Raw genomic sequence first — 22579 nt, 5'->3', positions numbered from 1 at the left:
GCATCAACGAGGCTGCAATGAGAAGAAGCCCCGCCTGCGACGATGACGAACTTTGATCGGCCCACTGGTTCATCCATGAGCCGCGCCGGTTTGCGGTTCTGGTCCGCCGTCCTCGCCCTTGCGGTCTTCATGGTCGACGTGCTGACGCCGCTCGAGGGCGCGGTCGCGGTTCTTTACGTCGTTGCGATCCTGCTCGCAGCGAGGACGAACCGGCGCAACGACATCGTCGTCGCCGCGATCGGCTGTGCCGCCCTGACGATCACGGCGTATCTATTGTCGCATGATCACGAGCCCATCGGCTCGCCGGCCCTTCGTGCTTTGGTGAGCCTCGCGGCCATCGCCATCACCACGCTGCTCGCGCTCCAGAATCATGCCGCAACCAATCGCCTGGCGGCGCAGGCGCGCCTGCTCAACCTCTCGCATGACATGATTTTCGTCCGCGATCGCGCGGGCGTGATCAATTTCTGGAACAGGGCCGCGGAACAGACTTATGGCTGGTCGGCCGACGAGGCGCTTGGGCAGCTCGCCGACAAGCTTCTGCGAACCAGCTATTCCGACCGGAGGGAAGTCATCGAGGCCACCCTGCTCGACACGGGGCGATGGGAAGGCAGGGTTGAGCAGCGCACGAAGGCCGGCGCCACCCTCGCAGTCGATGCCCGCTGGGCCCTGCAACACGACCTTCTCGGCAAACCCGTTGGAGTGCTCGAAACGCACACCGACGTCACGGACCAGGTCGCGGCGCACAGCGCACTCGTGCAGAGCGAGCAGCGATACCGCCGAATGTTCGACGCAAGCCGGATCGGCGTCGTCGAGGAAGACTGGAGCGGACTGCGGACCGCGCTGGATTCGCTACCTCCCCGTGGCGCGGACCTGCGCGATTATCTGGCGCGACATCCCGATTTCGTCCGCTATGCCCGCGGACTTGCCAAAATCACCGACGTCAATCCTGCCCTGCAGAAGATGGCGGGGGCAAGCAGCTCTGCGGCCTTCATCCAGAACGTGGACAAGCTGCTGGGCGAGAACGATCGCAGTTTCCTCGACGCGCTGGTGGCATTCGCGGAAGGAGAGCGGTTCCACGAAGGGGAAACCGAGCTCGTGCGCCTCGACGGACGCAAGGTTCCCGTGCTGTTCACGATCACCTTTCCGCCTCAATCCGACGAAGATCATAACGTGCTCGTCTTCGTCGTCGACATTACCGAGCGCCGGCAGGCGCAGGATGCGCTGCTCGCGGCGCAAGCCGAGCTCGCTCATGCCGCGCGCGTTGCAACCCTCGGCGAGCTCAGCGCGTCGATTGCGCATGAGGTGAACCAGCCGCTCGCGGCAATCGTCACCAGCGGCGAAGCCGGCTTGCGGTGGCTGCGGCGCGACGTACCCGACCTCAAGGAGGTCACGACGTCGATCGGCCATGTCGTCGCTCAGGGGCGCCGCGCCAGCGAGATCGTGACCCGCATCCGCACCTTCCTGAAGAAGGCCCTGCCCCAGCGGGATATGCTGCAAATCGGCGAGATCATCGAAGAGGCGACTGCACTGGTCGCGCGCGAACTCGCCAAGGACAGGGTTACCCTCACCGTCGAATCGCAGCCCGGCCTGCCACCGATCCGCGGCGATCGGGTCCAGCTGCAACAGGTCCTGGTCAATCTTCTGATCAACGCCGGCCAGGCCATGGCAGGCCAGCCCGGTTCCCGCACGATCACGCTGCGCGCCGGCAGCGAGGACAGCGAAACCCTCACGATTACGGTACAGGATAGCGGCCCAGGCATCCAGCCGGAGGATCTGCCGCGCCTGTTTGATCCGTTCTTCACGACGAAGGATGGCGGAATGGGCATGGGGCTTGCGATCTGCCGAACCACGGTGGAAGCTCACGGCGGCCGATTGTCGGTGGCGAGCACCCTGGGAGCGGGAACGACATTCCACCTGACGTTGCCATTTAGCCAAGAGCACGCCTTGCCATGACACGACCAGACCAGGCGCAGCCGCCGGCCCGGCCTTCCAACGCAATCGTCATTGTCGTCGACGACGACGCAGCGATCCGCGCCTCGCTCGACAGCCTGTTCCGATCCGTCGGCCTCCAGACGCGCCTGTTCGGCTCGCCCGCCGAATTGCTTGCCGGCTCGCTGCCCGACGGTCCCGGCTGCATCGTGCTGGACGTCCGCCTTCCCGGTGTGAGCGGGCTCGATCTGCAGAGCCAGTTCGTCCGGCAGGGCATCAGCTATCCAATCATCTTCATGACCGGCCACGGGGACATTCCGATGTCGGTACGTGCCATGAAGGCCGGCGCCGTCGACTTCCTTTCCAAGCCGTTCCGCGACCAGGACATGCTAGATGCCGTGACCGCGGCGCTTGAGCGCGATGCGCAGCACCGTGCCGAAGCCGCGGCCAAGGAGGACATCCGCGCCCAGTACGAAACCCTGACGGCGCGCGAGCGTGAGGTGATGGGCCATGTCACCGCCGGCCTGATGAACAAGCAGGTGGCAGCCCTGATCGGCCTCAGCGAGATCACGGTCAAAATCCACCGAGGGAACGTCATGCGCAAGATGGGGGTTAGGTCACTGGCCGACCTCGTTCGCAAGGCCGAGGCGCTCGGAGTTTCCCAAACCCGCAGGACTACGGACCAAACCTGAGTATAATTTCGGCGGTCCGGCCACAGGGTGCATAAGGCGTCATGGGCCGCGCAACGGGAGATATCCTCCTTGCCTTGCGGAACACCGCCGTCAGGATTGTGCGCAAATGGCCAAGACTCCTGTGATTGCGATTGTGGAGGACGATGAAGGGGTTCGCGCTTCGCTTGCGAGCCTGGTGCGTTCGCTCGGCTACGAGGCCGATGCCTACGAGTCCGGCCTGGACTTCCTGCGGAATGCGCCGGGAGACGATCCGGCATGCATGATCACCGACGTGCAGATGCCGGTCATCACGGGCGATGAGTTGCAGGCTCAATTGATTGCCGCCGGCCGCCGCTTTCCGATCATCTTCATGACCGCATTTCCAAGCGAATCCGTGCGCCAGCGTGTGATGGCCGCGGGCGCGCATTGCTATCTCGGCAAGCCCTCCAGCGGCGATGAGATCATCCGCTGCCTCGAAGAGGCGCTGGCAGGCCACGCGCCCTAATCCGTCTATTAGTCCCTCGCGCAAGGCCCTCCTCCCCAACCACACGTGCATTCCGGCAACTGGGTTGATGGACCGGAAATACCGGCAGGCCCTGCAAATCTCATAGTCGGCCTCGACTTTATGGGCTTCGGCCGGGCGGCATGCTCTGCCGAGAACGGAAGGGGCAGGATTCCCGTGAACACCACCAGGGCTGCCGCGCCGTCTGCGCTGGTCTTCGCCGGCTTCCCGGCGAGTTCCTGGGCCTTTGCGCTGCGGGTATGGCTGGCGATGATGCTCGCACTCTATGCGAGCTTCTGGCTCGAGCTCGAATCCCCGTCGTCGGCGGCCTTGACCGTGGCGATCCTGGCCTTACCGACACGCGGTCAGGGCATGGAAAAGGCCGGCTACCGGCTACTCGCGACGGCGATCGGGGTCGCGGCATCGATTGCGATCGCCGGCGTGTTTTCTCAGACCGACGGCCTTCTGCTCGCCGTGCTCGGCATCTGGGTCGGGCTCTGCGTCTATTTCGCCACCATGCTGGACGGCAATCGTGCCTATGCAGCGGCGCTCTGCTGCATCACCGTCGCCCTGATCGCCATCCAGCAGATTGACACGCCGCTTCAGGTGTTTCCGACCGGCATCGCGCGCGGTGCCGCCATAGGCATCGGCGTCCTTGCGGTAGCGCTGGTCAACGATGTGCTGGCCGCGCCGGACTATCATCCGGTGCTGGCAGGCCGCATTGAGGCGCTTCACCGCCGGGTCACGGACCTCGAGCAAGGTATCGAGCATGCCTCCGCAGCGGCCGCGGCGATCCTGCTGCACGACATCGCGGCGGTGCGTCCGGAGATCGCCAGCCTTGCGACCGAATCGAGCATCGGAACGGCGAGATCCGCGGCCGCGCGTACCGCGTTGGTCGACCTCGTCAGCGCATTTTCTCTCGGCCGCATGCTCGCGGCGCTTCCCGCCACCTCCACCGCGTCGCCACACGCAGCTGAGCTGATAGCGGCTGCCCGATCCTGGCTCCGGGCCGAGGTCAGCCGAAAGAACGCGCAGGTGCGTAGCAGCCTCGATGCACTGCATGAAGGGAAGCGGCCGTATCATGCATGGCGCGCGCCGCTCTATCGCTCGCGCCGCATCGCGGCGGAAACCGCCGCACGATCCACGATCTCGTTTACGCTGATCGCGCTTTTCTTCGTGCTGACAGGCTGGCCCTCCACCGAGCTCTGCCTCACGCTCGTGGCGGCGATCATCGGCCTCGGCTCCACGACGCCTGCGCCACGCAGCTTCGCGATGGTGACGCTGACGGCGATGCCGATCGCCTGCGCGCTGGCAGGCATCCTGAAATACCTCGTTTTCAACGGTGTATCCGAATTTCAATTGCTGGCGATCGGCCTTGCGCCTGTCGTCATCGGTCTCGCGCTGCTGATCTCGTTGCCGAACCCGATGCTGTCGTCCCTCGGCCGCCTCATCCTGGTGTTCGCGATCGCCGTCCTCGCACCGACCAATCCGCAGAGCTACGACCCCGAGGTGTTCCTGGTGACGAGCTTCTTCGCCTGCCTGTCGGCGGTGCTCGTGTTCGCCGCGCAGTTGCAGCTGCCTCCATTGTCGGGCGAGCAGCGAGTTCGTCTGCTGCTGCGAGAGGCTGGGGGCGAGCTGCGCGACCTCGACCGCTGGCGAGCTCGAGATCTCGCGCCAGAGGAAGCAGCATTTCGCGACGCAGCGCGGATCGAACAGATCCTAACCGCAAACGCCGCCTCGGCTCTCAATGGTCAGATCGCGGCCAACGCGATGCGCTGTTTCGACCAGGCTGAGAGCTTGCGGCGCTGCTGCACCGAACTGCAGCGGCTGACACAGGATCCACTCGCCCGAGTGGTGCAGGACGCGCGAGAGGCCCTCGCGCACCGCGACGGTGCCGCGATCCTCGCTGCTGCCGAGGCGATACGCCAAATGGCATCGCGAAACAACCTGTCCGCCAATTCGGCTATCGCCGTGCTGGTTACGGCAAGCACCGTAATTGCACCATCGCAGTCTCCAACCGCCACCAGCCAAGGCAAACAGTCATGACGAACACTTATCGGGAGCTCGTCGTCGGTGGCGTGCTCATTGCCCCCATCGTCTCCTATGCCGCAATCGCGCTGGCAGCGTTCCTGATGCTTCGCCCGCTGCTGCGATTGATCGGCTTCGCGAAAGTCTTCAGCAACCCGTCGCTGGCCGAACTTTGCCTCTACGTCGCGATGTTCGGCACGCTCGCGCTGTTCTTCTAGGGAGAAGTGCCATGGAAGCTACCCTGCGTCGGGACGCCGCTCCCCTTCGTGGCGAACCAACAGCCAAAGCACCAGTCGATGCCACCACAGACGCCGTGAACGGTACAAACGCGCTGGAGACCGTGGCGCGTGACACCAGTGATCGCGCACCGGACAGCGTCAGACCTTCGGTATCGGCGACGCCCGCCGCGAGGCCACTGCGCGAATCGGTCGGCCGTTTCATGCGCCGTGCCGGCAAGCACCTTGCGACTCTCGGCATCGCGTTGGTCGCAATTCTCATAGCGGCTTCAACCTGGCAGCACTACGTCACTGCGCCCTGGACGCGGAACGGCACCGTCCGCGTCCAGGTCGCCAACGTGGCGCCGCAAGTAGCGGGCAAGATCGTGGAGCTTCGGGTCGCCGACAACCAGTTCGTCCACAAGGGCGACGTTCTATACGTGATCGATCCGTTCGACTTCGAGGTGGCCGTCCGGGTCGGCAAGTCTCTGGTCGACCAGCGGGCGGCGGACCTCGTGGTGAAGCAGGCCGAGTTCGATCGTCGGCAGCACCTGTCCGATCTTGCAACGACGCCCGAAGAACAGCAAATCTATGCAGGCAGCGCGGCGCAGGCGAAAGCTGCCTACGAGGCTGCGGCGCACCAGCTCGCGCAGGCGGAGCTGAACCTGAAGCGCACGAGCGTGGTCAGTCCCGTCGATGGCTACGTCACCAACCTCTTGTTGCGCGCGGGAGACTATGCCGTCACCGGCGTCAGCAACGTTTCCGTGATCGATTCCAACAGTTTCTGGATCGACGGCTACTTCGAGGAAACCAAGATGGCGCGGGTTTGCATTGGCGACCGCGCCGAAGCACAACTGATCGGCTATCCTAAGCCGATACTGGGACATGTGAAGACCGTGACGCGCGGGATCAGCGTGTCGAACGCCGCCGCTGGCACACAGGGCCTGCCCGCCGTGGACCCGATCTACACCTGGGTGCGGCTCGCGCAGCGCGTACCGGTACGCCTCGCCATCGACACTGTGCCTCCCGATGTGCCGCTCGTCTCCGGCATGACAGCGACAGTGACGATCCGGCAGCCCGCCGCGGGCGAAGGCCAAACCTGGCTCGACCGGTTCCGCGCGAACTTCGTCGATCCCCTCTCCGATCTGTTCGGCGCAGGCCGCCCGCCTCGCCCGGACTGCCTGCAGACGACATCGCAGCAGCGCCCCGAAGTGGAAGTACTTCCCTATATGCGCGAGCCCGCGGTTCCTCCGGCAGAGACGATCGCGCCCGGCCTGACCCCCGGCATCGATGCCTCGCCACGCCTGCACTGACACGCGCGCGCTGGCACAGAGCCACCCGGAACGCGTCGAGCGCCGGCATATTCTCGGGCGGCGGGCTGACGTCGGAACGCAAGAGCCCCATCTCGCGTGCTGCGCACGGGCCCGTCGTGAATCATGCGAAATGAGAAACGGCGGGGGTTCATGAAATACTCTCGCTGCGGGATCGGCGATGGTGTGCATGTTGAGTGACTGAGACCCCCAAGTCACGGCTCGAGCCTCCCTCCTCCCTAGGCGTACGAGCATTCTAGGGGCCGTCCTCCCCCAAGGGACGGCCCTTTTTTTCGACAGCACAAGTCCCAATCGAGGGCACCGTCCCGATCGGGACTTGCCGGCGCTAGAGGTTGACCTGACGCGTGAGCCAGGTGCGGACACCCTCAACGCTCCGGAAATCATCCAGCGCGTGCGCCGGAAGTCCGGGCGCGATGTCCGCAACCATGCCGCTCAGCGCATGTCCCGGCCCGAGCTCGAGAAACCCCGTCGCGCCCGCTTCGACGCAGGCTTGCAGGCAATCGGCCCATTGCACGGTCTGCGAGATCTGCGCTGCAAGTTTGTCGAGACCCGTCTCGCGCACGACGACCGGAGCGGCATCGATTCCGCTCAGAATGCGCGCACCGCTCCGCGGCGGGAATATCACCGATGCCTCGCGCAGGGCCTCACGAAACACGGCAGATGCCGGGGAGAGGCGTTGGCTGTGGGAGGCGACCTCGACCGGCAACGCGACGATCCTTGCATGCATAGCCCGCGCGTCTCGGGCAAACCCACTTAGCGCCTCACGACCGCCGCCGATGACAAAGGCATCGCCTGGATTGACGATGGCGACCGCAGTGCCATGACGCTCGCAAACGCGATCGACCTCGTCCCGGGAAAGACCGCGGACGAAGATCAGTCCGTCACCGGCGCGCGTTGCCGCATCCATGGCCTCCGCGCGGCGCGCCACCAGATTGAGCGTTGCGGTCGCATCGAACAAGCCGCCGACACCCCAAGCCGCGACCTCGCCGACACTATAGCCGGCGATGATGACGCCATGCGGAATGACATCTGCGAGCGCACACGCCGCAGCGAGCGGATGCAAGGTGCAGAGAATCTGGCCGGCACGGTTGCGGTGCAGAACCTCGTCGGCTTCGTCGCGAACGAACTCGCGTGGATCCCTGCCACCGAGCAATGCCGCCGCATGCGCAAACAGGGGCGCGGCCTCCGGTGCATCGCCCGTGAGGGCGAACATGTCGCGCTGCTGCCTGCCCTGCCCCGAACAAAGAATTGCCAATGTCATGATCGCGCCCTAGTGCGGAAAGAGCAGCGCAATCACAATCGCCAGCGTCGGGACGCTGAATGCGGTGCTGGCGATAACCATGGACCCCACCCTTGCGGAATCCAGCCGGTAGTTGACCGCGAACAGGATCCCGAAGAAGCCCGACGGAACGGCCGCGAGCAGAATGGCCGTCTTCGCTGCATCCTGCGAGATCGGAAGGACGACAATGACCGCAACGGCCAACAACGGGCGGACGATGTCCGAGGCCACCGTTGCAGCGCTGATCTTCCAATCCAGCCGAAACGATTGCGCCGACAGAATGGCTCCGGTGAGGAACAAGGCGACGCCGGAAGCCGAGCTTCCGATCAGGGCGAGGCTCGCATGAGCCAGCGCGTCGAGGCTCACATCCGACAATGAGAACACGATGCCGAGCGCGGGCGCGAGCACCACCGGCTTGGTGATCGCACGGCGGACTGCCGTCAAGATCTGCCGCGCCGCCATCTCTTCGCCACGAGCCTTGGCGGCACCCATTTCCGCGACGATCAGGGTCAATGGGCTGATGAGGATCGAGCCCGCCGCCAATGCAACGGCAACCGGAACGGTGCCGGTTGGACCCACGACTGAGGTCATGATCGGAAGACCCACCCCGGCGAGATTCGGGAAGCCAATCGTCAGCGCCTGCAGGGATGCCTCGGACTGGGAGAGCTTGGAGAGCCGACGGGCGGCGAAATACCAGCCAAGATAGAGCAGCAGCATCGTGACGCCGAGCACCAGGAAGAGCGAGGCCTGGTCGACCATCTCACGGCGCGACGCTGACGCGGTCGCGGCGAACAGCGAGGCGGGCAGCGCAAAATCCATCACCAGCGCGTTGAGAGCGTCGACATGAAGATTGTCGACGACATGAAGTTTGCCGGCGGCGTATCCCAGCAGCAGCACGAAGAAAACCGGCACGAGCGCCATCAGGATTGCATTGGACATCATCGGCATGGGCTTTCATGAGCATCGACAAAGAGCGTCATTGCAAGCAGATCGGCCGATCCACCCGGGCTGAGACGACGGGCGACGAAGCTGTCATGGATCGACTGCGCCCGCTTACGCCAGCCAGGCGCGCTGACGCCGCCAACGTCGATGAAGCGACGCGCCGCATCATGCGCAAAGCGAAGGCCGTCGAGCCCACCGCGATGCAGGAGGTTGGTGTCCTCCACAAAGGCGATCAGGGCAAAGCATGCCTCGACCCGGGCCGATTCCTTATCTTCCGGCACGGCACGCGTCGCTCTGCGCAGCGCCGGCAATCCGATCCGATAGACGCTGGGAAATCCCTTCGCGGCCTCGGTACACGCACCACCGGCGCGAAAGCGGCGCCGGGCCGCGCTGCCGTGGCTGTGCAACAGCACCGGACCGTCGATGATGCTCTCGCCCCACAGGCGCCTCACGACCTCACCAAGCGAAAGCTCAGCATCGACCAACCCGCCGGCCCTCGCACCGGCCGCCGCACACAGCAGGCCGAGTCCGAAGATCGCGCCGCGATGCGTGTTGACGCCTGAGGTCGCTGCAAACATCGCACGCTCGGCCTCGAGGCCGATGATCCGCAGCCGCCCCATGCCGCAACCACTCGCGCCCGCATCGGCCAGGCGCTGAAGATGAGGCTTGATGGCCGCGGCGCTGCGACGGAACGTGCCGGCATCCATATCAACGTGACTGCCATTGTCGATATGACTTACGAGTCCCGGCTTCGGCCATGTTTCCAGCTCCTCGACGAGGCAGCGGGCAGCGATGGCGCCGATCGCGGAAACATCGGGCCCGATGCGCGCCCGATGCTGAACCGACCTTTCGAAACCTCGTACAGCCGCGGTGATCATGATCCCCTCGCTCCCGAAACGAATCGATTCCTGTCGAGCAGGATCACGCTCTCGATGCTCTTCACCAGAAGCTCGCGCGCGCCGCCGTAGAGCTCACGCCAGTTCACGGCAGCACCATCGGCGCGCATCAGTTCACCATCGAGCCGCATCGGTGCTTCGATCTCGATCGCAGCCACATCGGCGACGAAGCGATTAATGTCGGTTTCATGGCGAAACTCGAACAGCACATCGAGGTCCGATCGGTCCGTCACATAGTCGAGCCCGGTTAACGATTGCCAGGCCAGGCTGCCAAAGACGCGCGCATCCACCGAGTGACGAAGCTCCAAGCGGTTGAGCCGATCGAGCGTGGGCCACCAATTCCGCGGCGCGTAGGCCCGCGCTTGCCGCAGCGACGGCGGCCTCGCGACCGAGACGACGTGGTGGATATCAGCCAGGAGGCAGATCCGCTTCTTACCGGCCGAAGGCGGCAAGGGCAGGCCCAGAGCAAGACCGGCGTCCTCGCCTGGCAGAGCGCGCCGCCTGATCGCCGGCCAGCCCATTTTGGACCAACGTGCGACCAACGCATCGGTTGCGAGATCGCCGCGCGCTTCCAGCATCGCGCGCCACCCCGCCGGGCTGACGAAGACGAGGTCATGACGACCCGGTGAAGGCTCACCGTGCTTGCAGGGCCAGGTCACGAACACGCTCCGCAATGTCAGCGGCCTTCAGCCGGCCACCACGCGCCTTACCAAGCGCATCCCGTTGGTCTCGCGCGGCCGGCATGTCGGCCAGCAGCGCCTCCAGCTGATCGGCGAGAGAGGAGTCATTGCTCCACGTCGTGTGAACCGCGCCCATCTGCACGAGATTGGACAGCCCCGGCGCGAACACCGGTGTGGACTTCGCCTTCTCCTCGAGCGCTTCCATCGACAGCTTGGTAACCTTCGCCATCGACGGCAGGTCCATCACTGCGGGGTGTGCGCCGGGCAATCCAACCAGCACGCGGGTTGCAAGTCCCGTCGCAAGCAGAGCGCCCGCCGCCGAGTGACCGTAGAGCAGGCCGATGGTCGGGCGGCCGTTGATGTCCGCGTGGATCAACACTTTCGCCAGATGCGCGAGGAATTCGTTCAGCCCGAGCAATTCGTCGCGCTTGCTCATGCGCTGGCTGTCGCTGTCGACGAGCACCAGGATCGGGCCAGAGGCCAGGCCGATCGACTCCAGGACATGGCCGGACAATCTGATCGCCTCGTCAACGCCCAGTGCGGTTCGATCCGCGACACCGAGGACGAGCATTTTGTCGCCGCGTCGCAGCGTCGCCGAGCCGAGCAGGACGCCTTTGTCGTTCCTGATCTCGTGGCCCTTGGGGAAGAGCGAGGCGAGAATGTCATCGAGCGTCACGGTTGGTCCTCCCGATCCTTTCGGCGAGCGTAATGAACTGATCGGACGGCAGCTCCGGAACCGATTCAGCATGCGCGATGCCTTCCGCCGCCCATATGTCGACGGCATCCAGGCAGGCACCGTAGCGGCTTAGCCGGTCGGCAAGCCGCTCCTGCTCTGCCTTCAAGCTGTCGAGGCCGAAAGGTCCGATCAGACCCAGCAGCTCCAGCGCGGCCTCGCGGAAATCCTGCACGTTGTCATCGGCAAAGACGTCGGCGGCGCCGAGCAGTCGGCGATGCTTACCGCCCATGGTGCGCCAGACCAGCGCGCGGTCGCGGGAGTCGAACTCCTCGACGCCGCGATTGGTCTCGATGACCTCGGGGCCGGACACCGCAATGCGCCCGGGTTCAGACACGGCGAGCGCCGAGCAGCAGCCTGCGGTCAACCCACCTCCGCCGTAGCATCCGGACCGGCCGCCGATCAGGCCAACCACCTTCACGCCGGCGCTGCGCGCCTCCATCACCGCCCGCATGATCTCGGCAATGGCGAGCTCGCCGGCATTGGCTTCCTGCAGCCGGACGCCGCCGGTGTCGAACAGGATCAGGACGGGGATCGATGCGATCTGGCGCGCCGCGCGGAGCAACCCGGTCAGCTTGGCGCCATGCACCTCGCCGAAGGCGCCGCCCATGAAACGTCCCTCCTGTGCGGCGACGAACACCGGCGAGCCATCCAGGCGGCCATGCCCGACGACGATGCCGTCGTCGAACTGCTCGGGCAGATCAAAAATCTTCAGATGCGGGCTGACCTCGCGCTGCTCCGGACCGATGAACTCGACGAAGCTGCCGGCGTCGAGCAGCAACTCCAACCGCGTGCGGGCCGAAGATTCGTAGAAGCTGGTGCTGCAGGCGCGCTCGGTCAGTGTGATGTCCTTGAATGGTGCCGTCATTGGCCGTTCTCCGTGATCGATCGCACCGCCTGCGCCAACCGAAGTGAGACCGTATCGGGGCGCGCGCCGCCGTCGTTGATCGAGAATCTCAGCCCGCCGGGCGAATAGCGGTCGACGAAATCGCCGATTACGGCGGTCCAGACCTCGCCGAAGCCGACCGCCGCGGTCCTGATCTCGATGGCGCATTCCGCATCCGGCAGGACGCGTTCCACCAGCACCTCCAGATTCCCCGAGGCGACAACGCCGACGATCGCGCTCTGCCTGGTGCCGCCGGCCCTGGTGCGAACGCTGTGCTCAAACCTAAGATCTTCCATGATCCGTCCTCACCAGTTCCTGAATTTCGACGGCGGCGTGTAGAGTCCGCCAGACCAGCGCACGAGGTCCTTGATCGAGCGCGCTGCGAGCAGGCTGCGATCCGCATCGAGCGGATTGATGCCGATATCCTCCGGGCGGCGGATCACCCCGCGTTCGCGCAAGTGCGCGACCATGCCGTGATCCCGCCGACGGCCGACATCGGTGTAGCCGGCAACGCCCCGGATGGCCTGCTCACGCTCCTGCGCGGTACGGCACAATAGGAGATTGGCTACGCCCTCCTCGGTGACGATGTGCGTGACGTCGTCGCCATAGATCATGATCGGCGCGAGCTCGAGCTCGAGCTTCTCCGCGAGCTCGATGGCATCGAGCTTCTCGACGAACAGCGGTACATTCTTGTCTCCGAACGTCTCGCCGATCTGAACGACCAGCTTGCGGCCGCGGCGCATCAGGGGAGAGCCGTCGGGATCGGACTCCGCCCCGGCCTTCAGCCAGGGCTCACTCGGATGACGCCGGCCGCGCGCATCCGCCCCCATGTTCGGTGCACCGCCGAACCCGGCGATGCGGGAGGTGGTGACGGTCGACGAATTTCCCTGCAGATCGATTTGCAAGGTGGAGCCGATGAACATGTCGCAGGCATAGAGCCCGGCGGTCTGGCAAAAGGCGCGGTTGGAGCGCAGCGAGCCGTCGGAGCCAGTGAAGTAGACGTCGGATCGGGCGCGGATGTAGTCGTCCATGCCGACCTCCGAGCCGAACGAGTGGATCTGCCGGACCCAGCCGGATTCGATCGCGGGAATGAGTGCGGGATGCGGGTTAAGAGCAAAATGGGTTGCGATCTTGCCTTTGAGACCGAGCCGCTCGCCGAAGGTCGGCAGCAGGAGCTCGATCGCGGCCGTACTGAAGCCGATGCCGTGATTGAGCCGCTGCACGCCATAGGGCGCATAGATACCCTTGATCGCAAGCATCGCGGTCAGGATCTGTCCCTCGGTGATCGCGGCCGGATCGCGCGTAAACAGCGGCTCGACGAAGAACGGCTTGTCGGACTTGACGACGAAGTGGACGCGATCCGCCGGGATGTCGACCCGCGGAACATGCTCGACGATCTCGTTGACCTGTGCGATCACGATGCCGTCCTTGAAGGCCGTTGCCTCCACCACGGTCGGCGTGTCCTCGGTGTTCGGACCGGTGTAGAGATTTCCGTCATGGTCGGCGCTGACGGCAGCGATCAGCGCGACGTGCGGCGTCAAGTCGATGAAGTAGCGTGCGAATAGTTCGAGATAGGTGTGGACTGCGCCCAGCTCGATCTTGCCGCCGAACAGCATGCGCGCGATGCGGGCCGATTGCGGCCCGGAATAGGCATAGTCCAGCCGCTTCGCGATGCCGCGGTCGAACAGATCCAGATGTTCTGGGAGAACGACGCCCGACTGCACCATGTGCAGATCGTTGACCCTGGAGAGATCGACCGCGAGCAGCGCACGACTGAGCAGATCGGCCTGCTTCTGGTTGTCGCCTTCCAGGCAGATCCGATCGCCCGGCCGAATCACAGCCTCGAGCAAGCGCGTGGCATTGCCTGCTTCTACGACTTTGCCGCGGGCAAGCACGGCTCCTGCAGCGATGCGAGCATCACGCCTAGCGCGGTTGTTCTGCCAGCTCGTCATGGCCTTTGCTCCTGGGCGCGTCTCACCGTCACGGTCCGGTCCGCTAATGGTGCTGATCGTCTCGATCAGGTTGATGGAACATTCCGGATGGGACAGTCAGGCCGGCGGGAGTGCTGCCTCTCCCGCCGATCCTCTGTTCACCGGCCGTGCGTTAGGACCGGCAAAATGCGGCGTCAGCGGGTGACCGGTTGATCGATGCTGCGCGCTGCGCGCGCGATGACAGCGGCCACTTCCTTGGGATGTGACTCGTAGACCGAGTGGCTCGCGCCCGGGATCACCGTGGTGTGGCTCTTGGCACGCTCGTAATACCAGCGCTCCAGATCGGGATTGATGATCTGGTCGTCGCCAGCAACGATGCCCCAGCTCGGCTTGGTCTTCCACGCAGCCGCCGTCAGTGGGGTGCTGAACACCTGTACCGCGGCCAGGACCTGAGAGCGTGCCACGAACTCGGCGCGCTCACGCGGCAGATCGGGCGCAAACAGTTTCGGGAATTGCACAGGATCGAGATAGGTGAACTTGTCCGGCGTGACCTTGATGACGCCTTCGGTCTTTCCAAGCACGCTCGGCGTCTTCTTGCCGAGCGCCGATTCATCCTCGCCGACGTCTGGGGCGTGCGCGGCGACGTAGACGAGGCCGGCTACTTTGGGATGGACGCCGGCCTCGGTGATGATCGAGCCGCCATAGCTGTGGCCGACGAGGAGTATCGGGCCATCCTGGAGATCGATAATCCGCTTCGCTGCCGTGACGTCGTCGGCGAACGACGTTTCCGGCTCCTGCACCATGGTCACGCGGAAGCCTTCCTTGCTCAGGATTTCGTAGACCGGCTTCCAGCCTGATGCATCGACCCAGGCGCCGTGGACCAGGACGATGTTCTTGACGGGTTCCGCACGCGCCGGGGCGATGCTCGCGAACAGGGAAAGGGCTGCAGCAAAGGCGAGACCTGCGTTGAGGTGTTTCATGTCGAGATCACTCGGGTTGGAACGATGCGATAATAAGTTGGCCGCTTGCCTGCGTATTTCAGCAAACAACGACCCTTCCCACTTCGCACGCCGGGAATTATCGGCCGCAGCTCTGATCCAGCTTACGCTCCGGTTTCTCTGATGGCACGATCTCGTGCGCATGCAAAGCAGCCGACGTTCGCAAGCGAAAGACGGCGCGTATCGGTCCTGTCAGTCGAGACCACGTTCGCTATCACACGAGAGGATCGACAATGACATCGAATTCACTCATCCGGATTTCAGCCGCCACTATAATCCTCCTGCAGGCGGCATCCCCGGCTCGTGCTGCGTCCTGCGAGGATTCGATCGGGCATGTCCAGGCACAGGCGGACGCCGCGATTGAGAAGAATGCCGGCGCACATGGCTGGAGCTCTGAGAGCCTTGACGCACTGCGCAGTCATCAGCCGACGCCGCGATCGGTGGCGCAGGCGGCAGGCGCGAGCGGAGTGCACCTTCGACTCGCGCTCGATGCCCTCGACCGCGCACGCGCCGCGAACCGTTCCAGCGACATCGCGACGTGCCGCCGGGAGCTGTCCGAGGCAAAGCGACTGCTTCGGAAGGGGCCCCAATGATCCCGGGGGCGGATGGCTTTCGATCGTGCGGCCAGACAGCGGGACGTGCATTCAGGGAATACCGGCACGCCAGCCGCTCCCTATCGTTCCGCACAAATGAAAGAACCCGGAGCAGCCCATGCGAGAACAGCTCTCATCGAACAGGTTCAGATGCCGCCGATTTGCATCGATGCATCTGGGTGTGGCGCTCGCAACTTGCCTGATATGGCTGATCCCGGCCGCGGCGAATGCGCAGATGACGCTGCCGACGACGTTGCCCCCTGTCGGCATGTCTGCAACCTCGCCGCTCAACCTGGGCGCCACGCGGCCTGAAGGCATTCCGCTGGGCTCAACCGAAATCGCCACGCCCGGCGTATCCCCGATCAATCCTTCGCAAGCAATGACGAACTGCTCCCAACCAGGGAATACCGGATCGTCGGGGGCCTTGTTTGACGGCGGCGAGCTCTCCGGAATCCCGTCACTCGGCTGCCCCGACGGCACGACAACCCAATCCGCCTTGCCTCCCTCGACATCGACGGTCGGACGCGTCGGGATTCCGCTCGGATCCACCGAGCTCGGCGGCGCCGGAATCAGTCCGTCCCTGCCGGTGCCCGGTCCTGCCTCCATGGGCAGCACGACTTCAGTCAGCGGTTCCGGCAATCCCTGAGATCGAGAAGGACCATCACCGTGAAACGGAACCTCACCATTGCACTGGTTGCTCTCGCCGTGATCCTGATAGGCGCACGCCTCTGGTTCTACGGCACCGACCACAGGCCGGCCGTGGCGGCCGCGCCGGTGCCCGCTGCCGTGCCGGTCGTCGCAGCCACCGTCACCGGCAAGGACGTTCCGATTTACCTGCGCGGCATCGGCACCGTGATCGCGTACAACACCGACGTCGTGCGCAGTCAGATTCAGGGGCAGATCGTCAAGATCGCCTTCACCGAGGGGCAGACCGTCAAGGCCGGCGACCTGCTCGCGCAGATTGATCCGCGTCCCTACGAGGCACAGATCGAGCAGCTGACGGCCAACCGCGACAGGGATCAGGCGCAGCTCGTGAACGCCGAGGCCAATCTGTCACGCTACAATCAGCTCGGCGACAAGGGCTACGCGACCCCGCAATTGATCGAGACGCAGACGGCGCAGGTGGCGCAGCTCAAGGCCGCCGTCAAGGCCGACCAGGCGCAGATCGATCAGGCCAACGTCCAGCTCAGCTACACGCGCCTGACGTCGGCCATTCCCGGCATTACGGGCGTCCGCCAGATCGATGTCGGCAACGTGATCCATCCGACCGACCCCAATGGCCTCGTCGTCGTCGCCCAGATCGAACCGATCTCGCTGCTGTTCACCCTGCCGCAGACCGACCTGCCCGTAATCCAGGAGCACGCTGCAAAGGGATCGCTGAAGGTTATTGCCTACAGCCAGGACAATAAGACGAAGCTCGACGAGGGCACGCTGCTGCTGGTCAACAACGAGATCGCAGGAACGACCGGCACGGTCCAGCTCAAGGCGGTGTTCCCGAATCGTGAGCACCGGCTGTGGCCGGGCCAGCTGGTGAACGCGCGCCTGTTGCTCGAGATCCAGAAGGACGCGCTCACTGTCGCGGGCTCGGCCGTGCAGCAGGGACCGAACGGCAGCTATGTCTACGTCGTAACCAAGGACCAGACGGCCGCCTTACGCCCCGTTCACATCGCGCAGATCAGCGATGGCCAGGCCCTCATCGACCAGGGTCTGAAGTCAGGTGACGTCGTCGTGGTCGACGGTCAGTATCGGTTGACGGAAGGCAGCCGCGTCCGCCAGCTGCATGGCAAGGCCGCGCAGGAAGCCGACCTGCAGAGCGCCGTGCAGGACGCGATCCCATGAATCTCTCCGCGCCTTTCATTCTGCGGCCGATTGCAACCGCGCTGCTGATGGCCGGCCTCCTGCTGTGCGGCCTTGCGGCCTATCCGCTGCTGCCGGTCGGCGCGCTGCCGAACGTCAATTACCCGACGATCCAGATCTCGGCGCAGTTGCCCGGCGCCGATCCCGGCACCATCGCTTCGTCGCTCGCCACGCCGCTCGAGCAGCAGCTTAGCCAGATCCCGGGTATCACCCAACTCACCTCGTCCAGTGCGCTCGGCGTGGCTCAGCTTACTGTGCAATTTGAGCTGTCGCGGACGGTGGACAGCGCGGCGGTGGACGTGCTGGCCGCGATCAACGCCGCGAGCCCCTTCCTGCCGCCGAACATCCCCTACCCGCCGACGATCAGGAAGGTGAATCCGGCGGAGACGCCGATCATGCTGATCGCGCTGACGTCGGACTCGCTGCCGCTGACCACGGTGGACGCCTACGCCGAAAATATCCTGCTGCCGAAGATTTCGCAGGTGCCCGGTGTCGGCCTCGTCGGCATCGGCGGTCAGCAGAAACCCGCGATCCGTGTTCGCGTCAATCCGCAGGCGCTCGCCGCCCGGGGCATCGGCCTCGAAGACGTCCGCAACGTCATCGCCGGCGCCAATGTCGACCTGCCGAAGGGCACGCTCAACAGCCCGCGCGTCACCTATACGCTGAACACAAACGATCAGCTGCTGAAGCCCTCTGCCTACGAAGACCTCATCATCGCGTATCGCAACGGCTCGCCGGTGCGGATCCGCGACATCGGCACGGCGATCGATGCACCCGAAAACGATCTTCTGGCCGGCTGGTACGGCAAGGAGCCCGCGATCATCCTCGCAGTCCAGCGCGTTCCCGGCGCCAATGTGATCGAGACCGTCGACCGGATCAAGAAGCTGCTGCCGCAGCTGCAGGCTTCCGTTCCGCCGGCGATCAAGGTGACGATTGCCGCCGATCGCACCGCCACGATTCGCGCCGCGGTTTCCGACGTTCAGTTCACGCTACTGCTGACGGTCGCCCTGGTGGTGATGGTCATATTCCTGTTCTTGCGGAATTTCTGGGCCACCGTCATCCCCGCGGTCACCGTTCCCCTGGCATTGGTCGGGACGTTCGCGGTCCTCTACGTGCTCGGCTACAGCCTCGACAACCTCTCGCTGATGGCCTTGTCGATCGCAGTCGGCTTCGTGGTCGACGACGCCGTGGTGGTCATCGAGAACATCGTCCGTCATCTCGAGCAGGGCATGACCCCGATGGAGGCGGCACTCAAGGGTTCCGCCGAGATCGGCTTCACGATTGTCTCCATCACCTTGTCGCTGATTGCGGTGTTCATCCCGCTGTTCCTGATGGGCGGCTATGTCGGCAAGCTGTTCCAGGAATTCGCCGTCACCATCACCGCCTCGCTGCTGCTGTCGCTGGTGATCTCGCTCACCCTGACGCCGATGATGTGTGCGCGCCTGCTGAAGGATGATACACGAAGGAAGCACGGCCGTATCTACCTGCTGTTCGAGCGCGCTTTCGATGCCCTGCTTGCACTCTACGCGCGGGGCTTGCGCGTGGTGCTGCGGCATCGCTTCGCAACGTTACTGGTCATGCTCTCGACCATCGCGTTGACCGGCTACCTCTATGTGATCATCCCGAAGGGATTCTTTCCGCAACAGGACACCGGGCAGATCGTGGGCATCACCGAGGCCGCCCAGGACATCTCCTTCCCCGCGATGTCCGAACGCCAGCGGGCGATCGTCGAAATCCTGTCGAAGGATCCGGCGATCCAGTCGGTGGCGAGCTATATCGGGCCGGGAGGTCCAACGGCGACGCTCAACCAGGGGCGCATCTTCATCGTGCTGAAGCCGAAGCCGGAACGCAAGGCAAGCGCCGACCAGATCATCGATCGGCTGCGCCCGCGGCTCGCCCATATCCAGGGCATCACGCTCTACATGCAGGCGGCGCAGGACATCACCATCGGCGCACGCCTTTCGAAGACGCAATATCAGTACACCCTGACGGATGCCGATTCCAACGAGCTTACCCACTGGTCGGCGATCTTCCTGGAGAAGCTGCGCGCGCTCGATCTCATCAGCGACGTCGCCAGCGACCAGGCCAACGCCGGCCCACGGCTGGAGGTCACCGTCAATCGCGAGGTCGCCTCCAGCTTCGGCATCCTGCCCACGGCGATCGACAATGCGCTCGACGACGCCTTCGGCCAGCGCATCGTCTCCACCATGTTCACCTCGCTGAACCAGTACCATGTCGTGATGGAGGTCGATCCGCGCTTCCAGTACGGGCCCGAAGCACTCAAGGACATCTACCTGAACTCGGCCACCGGCCAGCAGGTCCCGCTCAGCACGTTGGTTCACGCCGTCATCAAGCCCGCGCCGATCCTGATCAATCACCAGAGCCTGTTTCCGTCGGTGACGATCTCGTTCAACCTGAAGCCAGGCGTCGCGCTGGGCGATGCGGTGACGGCGATCCAGAATATCGAGAAGGACACCGGAAAGCCCACCTCGCTATCGACCTCGTTCCAGGGCAACGCCCAGGCGTTCCAGTCCTCCCTGTCGGGCACGCCGCTGTTGATCGGCGCGGCGCTGATCGTGATCTACATCATCCTCGGCGTTCTCTATGAGAGCCTGATCCATCCGATCACGATCCTGTCGACGCTGCCTTCGGCCGGCATCGGCGCGCTATTGCTGCTGCTCGCGGTCCACATGGATCTCAGCGTCATCGCCATCATCGGCATCATCCTGCTGATCGGCATCGTCAAGAAGAACGGCATCATGCTGGTCGATTTCGCGCTCGAGGTAGAGCGCCAGCACGGGCTCAGCCCTGAAGAGGCGATCTACCAGGCATGCACGCTGCGCTTCCGCCCTATACTGATGACGACGATGGCGGCACTGCTCGGCGGCGTGCCGCTGATGATCGGCTCCGGCACCGGCGCGGAGCTGCGCCAGCCGCTCGGCTACACGATCGTCGGCGGCCTGATGCTGTCACAGATCCTGACGCTCTACACCACGCCCGTCGTCTATCTCTATCTCGACCGGCTCGGCAACTGGCTCACCGGACGCAAGCCGCGAGCAGCCAAGACATCCACCCCATCCGCGACCGAGGCAGAGACGGAATTGAGCCATGAATCCGCTTGAGAATGTGACGACCGGCATGATCGCCGAAAAACTGGTGACCGTCACGCCCGAGATGACAGTCGGCCATGTGGTGCCGGGCATGCCTGAAGTCTACGGCACACCGATGATGATCCTGCACATGGAAATGGCTGCCGGATCGGCGGTTCAGCCGTTCCTTCCCGCAGGTCATGTCAGCGTCGGGATGATGGTCAATATCCGCCATCTGGCCGCGACGCCGGTCGGCCGCACGGCGCGGGCGACGGCACGGGTCGTCGCGATCGACGCCAGAAGCGTCCTGTTCGAGGTCGAGGCCTGGGAGGGCGACCGCAAGATCGGCGATGGCACCCACCGCCGTGGCGTCGTCAATGTCGCCGAGTTCGAGCAGCGATTCGGCGTCACGAGGCCAACCGCCGAGGTGACCCAGGATCGCATCCAGCAATCCCGATCGCAGTTTCGTGCGTTTTGACAAGACGCCTGCGAAAACGCAAAAGACCTCCCGTCCGCGGCGCGCTAGACCTTCCGGATGATGCTCGAACGCCTGGATGGCTCACCCCCCGTACAGCCCCAGCGATGGTGGCGGCGTTTGCTGCCGATCCGGACAATACAGGATCGGATTCTGCTGTGGGCTTGGGGTAGCCTTGTTCTGACGCTGCTGTCCTTTGCCTGTTCACTGCTTGGAGACAATTTCACGGCGATCGCTTTCGGTGCTTTTCTAGCCGCTTCGCTGACGCTCGTCGGCGCGATCATGGATATCACGGCCCTGAAGAAGACCAACGCCGAGCTGGAGCGGAGCGAGCAGCGCTACCGCCAGCTGTTCAGCCGCATGCCGATCGCATTCCGGCAGCTCGACGCCAGCAGACTCGTCGCACTGTTCCGAAAGCTGCGTGCCGAGGGCGTCAAGGACCTCGGCGCCTATTTCGACGGCCATCCCGAATTCCTTCGCACCTGCATGGATGCGCTCACGTTTCAGGAGGCCAACGAACGAGCCATCCAGATGTTCGGCGGAGGCGTCGAAAGCTTTGTAGGACGTTCCATGGCGGACACCTGGAGGGAACGGCCCGATACGTTCCGCCGGGCGATGGAGTCCCGCTACCGCGGCGAGACGAATTTCGAAGAAGAGACCAAGATGGTCACGTGGGACGGTCGAGTCGTCGACGTTCTCTTCACGACCGCGCGCGTCGGCCCTATCAATGATCTCGAAATAAGCCTGGTCGGCACGATCGACATCTCACAGCGTCTTCGCGCCCAGCAGAAGCTCCAGCAGGTACAGGCCGAGTTCGCACATGCCGCGCGGGTCTCGATGCTGGGCGAGCTCACCGCATCGATCGCACACGAAGTCAATCAGCCTCTCGCAGCCATCGCCACCAATGGCGCCGCCGGGCTGCGATGGCTGAATAGGCTCACTCCCGATATCGTCGAGATCCGCAAGACCATCGAACACATCATCGTAGATGCGCAGCGGGCGGCGAACATCGTGGCGCGCGTTCGCGGAATAGCTTCCCGGAGGCCCCCGGAATGGGCATCCCTGTCATTCGACGAAATCATTCGCGAAGCGCTTCTCTTCCTCCGCCATGAACTCGAATCCCGGATGGTGACGATCGTGCACCGGCCCGACCCGAGCGCGCCGCAGGTCCTCGGTGATCGCACGCAGCTCCAGCAGGTGATCGTCAATCTGGCCATCAACGCGATGCAGGCGATGACGCAGGCCGGATACGACGATCGCCGGATCGTTATCAGCACGGTCACGCCAGACCCGTCGACACTGTGCTGCTCCGTTGAGGACAACGGACCTGGTATTGCTGCCGAATATGTCGATCGGCTCTTCGACAGCTTCTTTACGACCAAGGAGACCGGAATGGGCATGGGACTGCCCATCTGCCGGTCGATCGTCGAAGCGCATGGAGGCCGGATCGGCGCGGAAGGCAATGGCGCGCACGGCGGAGCCCGTTTCTGGTTCACGCTGCCGGTCTCCGTCCGGGCAGACGCGCCGTGCTGCGATGTGTGACC

General features: G+C 64.4%; 20 protein-coding genes. 11 read left to right on the top strand and 9 right to left on the bottom strand.

Going from position 1 to position 22579, the window contains the following annotated elements; translation table 11 throughout:
• The first annotated feature begins 75 nt into the window (after window positions 1–75).
• The 6 genes from EHH60_RS05885 (at window position 76) to EHH60_RS05860 (ending at window position 6658) form a co-directional block, all read left to right on the top strand.
• The gene (locus EHH60_RS05885) at window positions 76–1953 is read left to right on the top strand and encodes an ATP-binding protein (RefSeq protein WP_245454408.1); all 1878 of its coding nucleotides are present in this window, start codon (window positions 76–78) and stop codon (window positions 1951–1953) included.
• Window positions 1950–2621, top strand: coding sequence for a response regulator transcription factor (locus tag EHH60_RS05880; protein ID WP_124158530.1), 672 nt, complete (start codon window positions 1950–1952; stop codon window positions 2619–2621). The genes EHH60_RS05885 and EHH60_RS05880 overlap by 4 nt, the downstream gene beginning before the upstream one ends.
• A 106-nt stretch (window positions 2622–2727) precedes the next feature.
• Entirely contained in the window at window positions 2728–3105 is a 378-nt protein-coding gene (locus tag EHH60_RS05875; protein ID WP_124158529.1) for a response regulator transcription factor, read from the top strand.
• A 120-nt stretch (window positions 3106–3225) separates the two neighbouring features.
• Window positions 3226–5148 carry an FUSC family protein gene (locus EHH60_RS05870; protein WP_245454407.1) on the top strand — a complete coding sequence of 641 codons (1923 nt, stop codon included), beginning with the start codon at window positions 3226–3228 and terminating at the stop codon, window positions 5146–5148.
• Entirely contained in the window at window positions 5145–5348 is a 204-nt protein-coding gene (locus EHH60_RS05865) for a DUF1656 domain-containing protein (protein ID WP_124158528.1), read from the top strand. The genes EHH60_RS05870 and EHH60_RS05865 overlap by 4 nt, the downstream gene beginning before the upstream one ends.
• Before the next feature lie 11 nt (window positions 5349–5359).
• Window positions 5360–6658 carry an HlyD family secretion protein gene (locus EHH60_RS05860; RefSeq protein WP_124158527.1) on the top strand — a complete coding sequence of 433 codons (1299 nt, stop codon included), beginning with the start codon at window positions 5360–5362 and terminating at the stop codon, window positions 6656–6658.
• Window positions 6659–7001: 343 nt separating this feature from the next.
• Here EHH60_RS05860 and EHH60_RS05855 read toward each other — a convergent pair whose 3' ends face one another.
• The 9 genes from EHH60_RS05855 to EHH60_RS05815 form a co-directional block, all read right to left on the bottom strand.
• A complete protein-coding gene (locus EHH60_RS05855; RefSeq protein WP_124158526.1) occupies window positions 7002–7937 on the bottom strand; it encodes an acyltransferase domain-containing protein in 936 nt (311 codons plus the stop codon).
• A 9-nt stretch (window positions 7938–7946) separates the two neighbouring features.
• Window positions 7947–8897: an AEC family transporter gene (locus tag EHH60_RS05850; protein ID WP_124159053.1), complete on the bottom strand. Its 951-nt coding sequence runs from the start codon at window positions 8895–8897 to the stop codon at window positions 7947–7949.
• Window positions 8894–9775, bottom strand: a complete 882-nt coding sequence (gene mdcB / locus EHH60_RS05845) for a triphosphoribosyl-dephospho-CoA synthase MdcB (RefSeq protein WP_124158525.1) — start codon at window positions 9773–9775, stop codon at window positions 8894–8896. The genes EHH60_RS05850 and mdcB overlap by 4 nt, the downstream gene beginning before the upstream one ends.
• Window positions 9772–10452, bottom strand: a complete 681-nt coding sequence (gene mdcG, locus EHH60_RS05840) for a malonate decarboxylase holo-[acyl-carrier-protein] synthase (RefSeq protein WP_124158524.1) — start codon at window positions 10450–10452, stop codon at window positions 9772–9774. The genes mdcB and mdcG overlap by 4 nt, the downstream gene beginning before the upstream one ends.
• The gene (mdcE, locus tag EHH60_RS05835) at window positions 10427–11149 is read right to left on the bottom strand and encodes a biotin-independent malonate decarboxylase subunit gamma (protein ID WP_124158523.1); all 723 of its coding nucleotides are present in this window, start codon (window positions 11147–11149) and stop codon (window positions 10427–10429) included. Before mdcE ends, mdcG begins: the two co-directional genes overlap by 26 nt.
• Complete coding sequence (locus EHH60_RS05830; RefSeq protein ID WP_199751321.1) at window positions 11136–12074, bottom strand: biotin-independent malonate decarboxylase subunit beta; 939 nt, start codon at window positions 12072–12074, stop codon at window positions 11136–11138. The genes mdcE and EHH60_RS05830 overlap by 14 nt, the downstream gene beginning before the upstream one ends.
• On the bottom strand, window positions 12071–12388 hold the full coding sequence (gene mdcC / locus EHH60_RS05825) for a malonate decarboxylase acyl carrier protein (RefSeq protein WP_124158522.1): 318 nt from the start codon (window positions 12386–12388) through the stop codon (window positions 12071–12073). Before mdcC ends, EHH60_RS05830 begins: the two co-directional genes overlap by 4 nt.
• Window positions 12389–12397: 9 nt before the next feature.
• Window positions 12398–14044 (bottom strand): malonate decarboxylase subunit alpha, encoded by a 1647-nt coding sequence (gene mdcA / locus EHH60_RS05820; RefSeq protein ID WP_124158521.1) that lies wholly within the window; start codon window positions 14042–14044, stop codon window positions 12398–12400.
• Between the two features lie 173 nt (window positions 14045–14217).
• Window positions 14218–15003, bottom strand: coding sequence for an alpha/beta hydrolase (locus tag EHH60_RS05815; RefSeq protein ID WP_124158520.1), 786 nt, complete (start codon window positions 15001–15003; stop codon window positions 14218–14220).
• 729 nt (window positions 15004–15732) lie between these two features.
• Between EHH60_RS05815 and EHH60_RS37075 the strand changes: the two genes are divergently transcribed.
• From EHH60_RS37075 to EHH60_RS05785, 5 genes are read left to right on the top strand one after another with little or no spacing between them, the layout of a single operon-like run.
• Entirely contained in the window at window positions 15733–16260 is a 528-nt protein-coding gene (locus EHH60_RS37075) for a hypothetical protein (RefSeq protein WP_158626716.1), read from the top strand.
• Window positions 16261–16280: 20 nt separating this feature from the next.
• A complete protein-coding gene (locus tag EHH60_RS05800) occupies window positions 16281–17453 on the top strand; it encodes an efflux RND transporter periplasmic adaptor subunit (RefSeq protein ID WP_124158518.1) in 1173 nt (390 codons plus the stop codon).
• On the top strand, window positions 17450–20593 hold the full coding sequence (locus tag EHH60_RS05795) for an efflux RND transporter permease subunit (protein ID WP_124158517.1): 3144 nt from the start codon (window positions 17450–17452) through the stop codon (window positions 20591–20593). The genes EHH60_RS05800 and EHH60_RS05795 overlap by 4 nt, the downstream gene beginning before the upstream one ends.
• The gene (locus EHH60_RS05790) at window positions 20580–21038 is read left to right on the top strand and encodes a thioesterase family protein (RefSeq protein ID WP_124158516.1); all 459 of its coding nucleotides are present in this window, start codon (window positions 20580–20582) and stop codon (window positions 21036–21038) included. Before EHH60_RS05795 ends, EHH60_RS05790 begins: the two co-directional genes overlap by 14 nt.
• Window positions 21039–21095: 57 nt before the next feature.
• Window positions 21096–22577 carry a sensor histidine kinase gene (locus EHH60_RS05785; RefSeq protein WP_124158515.1) on the top strand — a complete coding sequence of 494 codons (1482 nt, stop codon included), beginning with the start codon at window positions 21096–21098 and terminating at the stop codon, window positions 22575–22577.
• The last annotated feature ends 2 nt before the right edge of the window (window positions 22578–22579 follow it).

The sequence above is a fragment of the Bradyrhizobium sp. RP6 genome, from assembly GCF_003837805.1.
GTDB lineage: Bacteria > Pseudomonadota > Alphaproteobacteria > Rhizobiales > Xanthobacteraceae > Bradyrhizobium.
Note: the sequence above shows the minus strand (reverse complement) of the source record. Positions and strands in the feature narration are given on the sequence as shown.

What these genes read in the sequence shown, in the direction of transcription:
- EHH60_RS05865 (WP_124158528.1), top strand. Translation starts at nt 5,145, where the DNA reads ATGACGAACACTTATCGGGAGCTCGTCGTCGGTGGCGTGCTCATTGCC.
- EHH60_RS05830 (WP_199751321.1), bottom strand. Translation starts at nt 12,074, where the DNA reads ATGACGGCACCATTCAAGGACATCACACTGACCGAGCGCGCCTGCAGC.
- EHH60_RS05880 (WP_124158530.1), top strand. Translation starts at nt 1,950, where the DNA reads ATGACACGACCAGACCAGGCGCAGCCGCCGGCCCGGCCTTCCAACGCA.
- EHH60_RS05815 (WP_124158520.1), bottom strand. Translation starts at nt 15,003, where the DNA reads ATGAAACACCTCAACGCAGGTCTCGCCTTTGCTGCAGCCCTTTCCCTG.
- EHH60_RS37075 (WP_158626716.1), top strand. Translation starts at nt 15,733, where the DNA reads ATGCGAGAACAGCTCTCATCGAACAGGTTCAGATGCCGCCGATTTGCA.
- EHH60_RS05885 (WP_245454408.1), top strand. Translation starts at nt 76, where the DNA reads ATGAGCCGCGCCGGTTTGCGGTTCTGGTCCGCCGTCCTCGCCCTTGCG.
- EHH60_RS05850 (WP_124159053.1), bottom strand. Translation starts at nt 8,897, where the DNA reads ATGATGTCCAATGCAATCCTGATGGCGCTCGTGCCGGTTTTCTTCGTG.
- mdcC (WP_124158522.1), bottom strand. Translation starts at nt 12,388, where the DNA reads ATGGAAGATCTTAGGTTTGAGCACAGCGTTCGCACCAGGGCCGGCGGC.
- EHH60_RS05795 (WP_124158517.1), top strand. Translation starts at nt 17,450, where the DNA reads ATGAATCTCTCCGCGCCTTTCATTCTGCGGCCGATTGCAACCGCGCTG.
- mdcB (WP_124158525.1), bottom strand. Translation starts at nt 9,775, where the DNA reads ATGATCACCGCGGCTGTACGAGGTTTCGAAAGGTCGGTTCAGCATCGG.
- EHH60_RS05785 (WP_124158515.1), top strand. Translation starts at nt 21,096, where the DNA reads ATGATGCTCGAACGCCTGGATGGCTCACCCCCCGTACAGCCCCAGCGA.
- EHH60_RS05870 (WP_245454407.1), top strand. Translation starts at nt 3,226, where the DNA reads ATGGGCTTCGGCCGGGCGGCATGCTCTGCCGAGAACGGAAGGGGCAGG.
- EHH60_RS05855 (WP_124158526.1), bottom strand. Translation starts at nt 7,937, where the DNA reads ATGACATTGGCAATTCTTTGTTCGGGGCAGGGCAGGCAGCAGCGCGAC.
- mdcA (WP_124158521.1), bottom strand. Translation starts at nt 14,044, where the DNA reads ATGACGAGCTGGCAGAACAACCGCGCTAGGCGTGATGCTCGCATCGCT.
- EHH60_RS05875 (WP_124158529.1), top strand. Translation starts at nt 2,728, where the DNA reads ATGGCCAAGACTCCTGTGATTGCGATTGTGGAGGACGATGAAGGGGTT.
- EHH60_RS05790 (WP_124158516.1), top strand. Translation starts at nt 20,580, where the DNA reads ATGAATCCGCTTGAGAATGTGACGACCGGCATGATCGCCGAAAAACTG.
- EHH60_RS05860 (WP_124158527.1), top strand. Translation starts at nt 5,360, where the DNA reads ATGGAAGCTACCCTGCGTCGGGACGCCGCTCCCCTTCGTGGCGAACCA.